Origin of the sequence: uncultured Xanthomarina sp. (assembly GCF_963971605.1) — a bacterium.
GTDB lineage: Bacteria > Bacteroidota > Bacteroidia > Flavobacteriales > Flavobacteriaceae > Xanthomarina > Xanthomarina gelatinilytica.
Genome location: NZ_CAXATZ010000065.1, coordinates 1 through 4706 on the forward strand (window position 1 = coordinate 1; position 4706 = coordinate 4706).

At 35.5% G+C, this 4706-nt stretch carries 4 protein-coding genes; 2 read left to right on the forward strand and 2 right to left on the reverse strand.

The features are described 5' to 3' along the window. The first annotated feature begins 246 nt into the window (after window positions 1–246). Complete coding sequence (gene pheT / locus AACY93_RS13565) at window positions 247–2673, forward strand: phenylalanine--tRNA ligase subunit beta (RefSeq protein WP_339612153.1); 2427 nt, start codon at window positions 247–249, stop codon at window positions 2671–2673. Between the two features lie 76 nt (window positions 2674–2749). On the opposite strand, the gene AACY93_RS13570 is transcribed toward pheT, so the two are convergent. Next, the gene (locus tag AACY93_RS13570) at window positions 2750–2941 is read right to left on the reverse strand and encodes a cold-shock protein (RefSeq protein WP_007650984.1); all 192 of its coding nucleotides are present in this window, start codon (window positions 2939–2941) and stop codon (window positions 2750–2752) included. Between the two features lie 186 nt (window positions 2942–3127). Here AACY93_RS13570 and AACY93_RS13575 point away from each other — a divergent pair, with 186 nt between their 5' ends. After that, entirely contained in the window at window positions 3128–3361 is a 234-nt protein-coding gene (locus tag AACY93_RS13575; RefSeq protein ID WP_007650986.1) for a DUF2007 domain-containing protein, read from the forward strand. A 113-nt stretch (window positions 3362–3474) separates the two neighbouring features. Here AACY93_RS13575 and AACY93_RS13580 read toward each other — a convergent pair. Next, window positions 3475–4706 (reverse strand): ATP-binding cassette domain-containing protein (locus AACY93_RS13580; protein ID WP_339612154.1); only part of this gene is annotated, 1232 nt, incomplete at its 5' end.

Sequence of the window (4706 nt, forward strand, 5' to 3'; positions counted from 1 at the left end):
AAAACAGCGTAAAACAGGAGGCAGGAAAGTAAATAAGTTTTCATAAGCGATGGTTCAGATTGTAAGGCGTTTATCACAAGAATAATGCCAAATTGTTAAAATTTTAACAATTTTGTTTCAATTAATGAAATTACGGTTTACTTGTTCTTAAGATTTTAAAGCATTTATTCCCTACAATTTTCGAGACATTGTTTGAATGCTAAAAAGCAATATTTTATCTTTGCCCTCTTAAAGAATAAAGCAAATATGAAGATTTCTTACAATTGGTTAAAACAATTTATAAAAACTACTTGGACACCAGAACAAATTAGTGAACTTTTAACAGACTTAGGCCTTGAGGTTGAGGGGGTTGTTGCTTTTCAATCTGTAAAAGGAGGTTTGGAAGGTATTGTGGTAGGTGAGGTTTTAACCTGTGTACAACATCCTAATGCAGATAGGTTAAAACTTACAACCGTTAACATTGGAACAGGTGCTCCTTTACAAATAGTTTGTGGCGCTCCCAATGTAGCTGTGGGGCAGAAAGTGCCTGTAGCCACTATCGGAACGACTTTATATACTGAAGAAGGCGAAGCTTGGACCATTAAAAAAGGAAAAATACGAGGCGAGGAAAGTCATGGAATGATTTGTGCTGAAGATGAACTTGGTTTGGGAAAATCCCATGAAGGCATTATGGTTTTGGATGCTCAATTACAACCAGGAACACTTGTGGCAGAACTATTTGAAGTTGAAAACGACCAGGTTTTTGAAATTGGACTAACACCAAATAGGGCAGATGCCATGAGCCATTTTGGAACTGCTCGCGATTTAAAAGCAGGTTTGTTGCAAAAAAATGTTAATCTAGAACTTATTACACCTTCAGTAAGTGCTTTTCATGTGGACAGCAGGACTCTACGTATTGATGTGGATGTTAAAAACAAAGAGTTGGCACCTAGATATTGCGGATTGACCATTTCGGGAGTTAAGGTAGAAGCTTCCCCAAACTGGCTGCAAAATAGATTAAAAGCCATTGGGCTAACCCCAAAAAACAATATTGTGGATATTACCAATTATGTGTTGCACGAATTGGGCCAACCTTTGCATGCATTTGATGCAGCAAAAATTACTGGAAATAAAATTGAAGTTAAAACCTTGGCACAAGGCACAAAATTTACCACACTGGATGGTTTGGAACGCGAACTTCATCAAGAGGATTTAATGATTTGCAATACCGAAGGGCCTATGTGTTTTGCAGGTGTGCTTGGTGGTATTCATTCTGGGGTTACAGAAACTACAACCAATATTTTTCTGGAAAGTGCCTATTTTAATCCTGTAAGTATTAGAAAAACAGCCAAAAGACATAACATAAACACAGATGCCTCTTTTAGATTTGAAAGAGGGATAGATCCTAATATTACGGAATATGCTTTAAAAAGGGCTGCCTTGTTAATCCAGGAGATTGCTGGAGGGGAAATTACCAGTGATATCGTGGATTTTTATCCAAATAAAATCGAAGATTTTCAAGTAAGATTAACTTTTGAGAACGCTAAAAAACTTATTGGAGAGGACATTCCAAAAGATATAATTAAGAGCATTTTGATGTCTTTGGATATCAAGATAAACAATGTTACCGAAACAGGTTTGGGGCTAACAGTTCCAGCTTACAGAAACGATGTACAACGCGAAGCCGATATTATAGAGGAAATATTAAGGGTATATGGTTATAACAATATAAAGACTACCGAAAAACTGAATGCTTCTATTTCCAATACCTCCAGATTTGAAGATTATAAACTGCAAAACATCATTGGTAACCAATTGGCATCCCAAGGCTTTTTTGAAACACTTACAAACTCTTTAACGTCTCCAGATTATTCTAAGTTAAGCCAACAGTTAGATGAAGCACATCATGTGGCCATGTTAAACCCTTTAAGTCATGACTTAAGTGTGTTAAGGCAATCTGTCTTGTTTTCCGGATTGGAAAATGTAAGCCATAACATCAATAGAAAAAGAGACGACCTAAAATTATTTGAATTTGGTAAAACCTACCATAACTACAACAACAAAAAGGTAGAACTTAAACACCTGTCTTTGTTTGTTACAGGAAACAAGCAAATCGAACGCTGGAATGTGGCTTCACTAACCTCAGATTTTTTCTATTTAAAAGGAATTGTTACGAGTGTATTGGAACGATTGGGACTAACAGCTTTAAAGACCTCACCTTTTAAAAACGATGTGTTTAGTGAAGGCATCATATTCTTAATAGGGAAGAAGCAGGTGGTTGAGTTTGGCTTGGTGAAAAAATCCATTTTAAAACATTTTGGAATTTCCCAAGATGTTCTTTTTGCCGATTTTAACTGGGATGAAGTTATTGATCTTGCAAAACATAAAACCATAGTGTTTAAAAACATACCTAAATATCCTGAAGTTAAAAGGGATTTTGCTTTGTTGCTGGACGAATCTGTTTCCTTTGAGGACATAGATAGAATTGCCAATAACACCGAAAAAAACTTGCTTAAAAACGTAAATTTATTCGATGTCTATCAAGGAAATAATTTACCTGAAGGAAAGAAAAGTTATGCAGTGAGCTTTACATTTCAAGATGAACATAAAACGCTTACAGATAAACAAATAGATAAAATAATGAACAAGCTTCAAGACAATTTTGCTAAAGAAGTTGGAGCGGAACTTAGATAAAGACCATTTATATCAAGCATAAAAAAAAGCCTCGAATTTCGAGGCTTTTTAATGTCTTCAATAAGTTAAATATATATTATAATACTTTAACGTTTACTGCGTTCATTCCTTTTCTTCCTTCTTGTAAATCGAATTCTACTACATCACCTTCACGAATCTCATCGATTAAACCAGAAATGTGAACAAAATGTTCTTTGTTTGTGTCTTCTTCAACTATAAAACCAAATCCTTTGGAGTCGTTGAAAAATTTTACTGTTCCTTTACTCATTGTAATAATTTATAATATTTAATAATAAACAAATATAATCATATAATTTAACAAACTTATATTTTGCTCATTTTTTTAAATTTAGCCTGAGTTGGATATGGTAATTCCCAAGATATATTTTAAAAATATTAACTATTATTTAAGCACTAATGTTGTATCTTTAAGAAACTCTTAATTTTAAATGCTATGGATTCTAGTTATGTGAAAATTTATACAGGCAGTTTTATTATTGCACAACTTATCGTGGATAAACTGGATGCAGTAGGCATTAGTCCAATTGTAAAAGACGAAACAGAATCTGGCAGATTGGCTGGATTTGGGTCTTCTGTACCAGGATATCAGGAAATATTTGTAAGTGAAGACGAGTTGGATGCTGCTGTTCCCATTGTTGAAAGTGTTACAGCTGAACTCCAATCTTGATATTGGGTGGCTTTCACAGTTTGTAAGGCTCTTTATTTTATTTTGATTCCAAAACTTGGAAGTTGGTCTTATAAGATTCTTGGAAACTGTGACAGCTTTGTTCTGCCATGTTTTTATACCGTTACAGCATACATTTTGTTTCGCAGTTCCTTGATTTTAGGATCCTGCATATACTCATCAAAAGTGGTGTATCTATCTATCACGCCATTAGGTGTTAATTCCACAACTCTATTGGCAACGGTTTGAGCAAATTCATGATCGTGGGTAGAAAACAACACAGTGCCTTTAAAGTTTTTAAGGGAGTTGTTAAACGCTGTGATACTCTCTAAATCCAAGTGGTTTGTTGGTTCGTCCAGCATTAAAACATTGGCTCTAACCATCATCATTCTGCTTAGCATGCATCTTACTTTTTCACCACCGGAAAGCACATTCGATTTTTTTAAGGCTTCATCTCCACTAAAAATCATTTTCCCTAAAAAGCCTCTTATATATACCTCTTCTCGTTCTTCTTCGGTTTTTGCCCATTGGCGCAACCAATCCACTAGAGATAAATCGTTTTGAAAAAATTCGCTGTTATCCAATGGCAGATAAGATTGTGTAGTGGTAATTCCCCAGTCATAGGTACCAGAATCTGGTTTGGCTTTTCCGTTTAATATTTCATAAAAAGCAGTAGTGGCTCTTGAGTCCCTTGAAAACACCACCACTTTATCCCCTTTAACCAAGTTCAGGTCCAATTTACTAAACAGGACATCCCCTTCCAAGGAAGCAGAAAGGTTTTCTACATTCAATATTTGATCTCCTGCTTCTCTTTCCCTTTCAAAAATGATGGCAGGATATCTTCTGCTTGAACGTTTAATGTCTGCAATGTTCAGCTTTTCAATCATTTTCTTTCTACTGGTTGCTTGTTTGGACTTGGCAACATTGGCAGAGAAACGTCTGATAAATTCTTCCAGTTCCTTTTTCTTTTCTTCGGCTTTTTTGTTTTGTTGCGCATGTTGTCTGGCAGCCAATTGCGAAGACTCGTACCAAAAGGTATAGTTTCCGGAATAATGGTTTATTTTCCCAAAATCTATATCGGAAATATGCGTACAAACAGCATCCAGAAAGTGTCTGTCGTGAGACACCACAATCACACAATTATCATAATTTGCCAAAAAGTTTTCCAGCCAAGAAATGGTTTCGTAATCCAAATCGTTGGTAGGCTCATCCATGATCAAAACATCCGGATTTCCAAATAAGGCTTGTGCAAGAAGCACACGTACTTTTTGTTTGCCATCCAAATCTTTCATTAGGGTGTAATGCAAATCTTCCGAAATACCTAAGTTAGATAACATGGCAGCAGCAT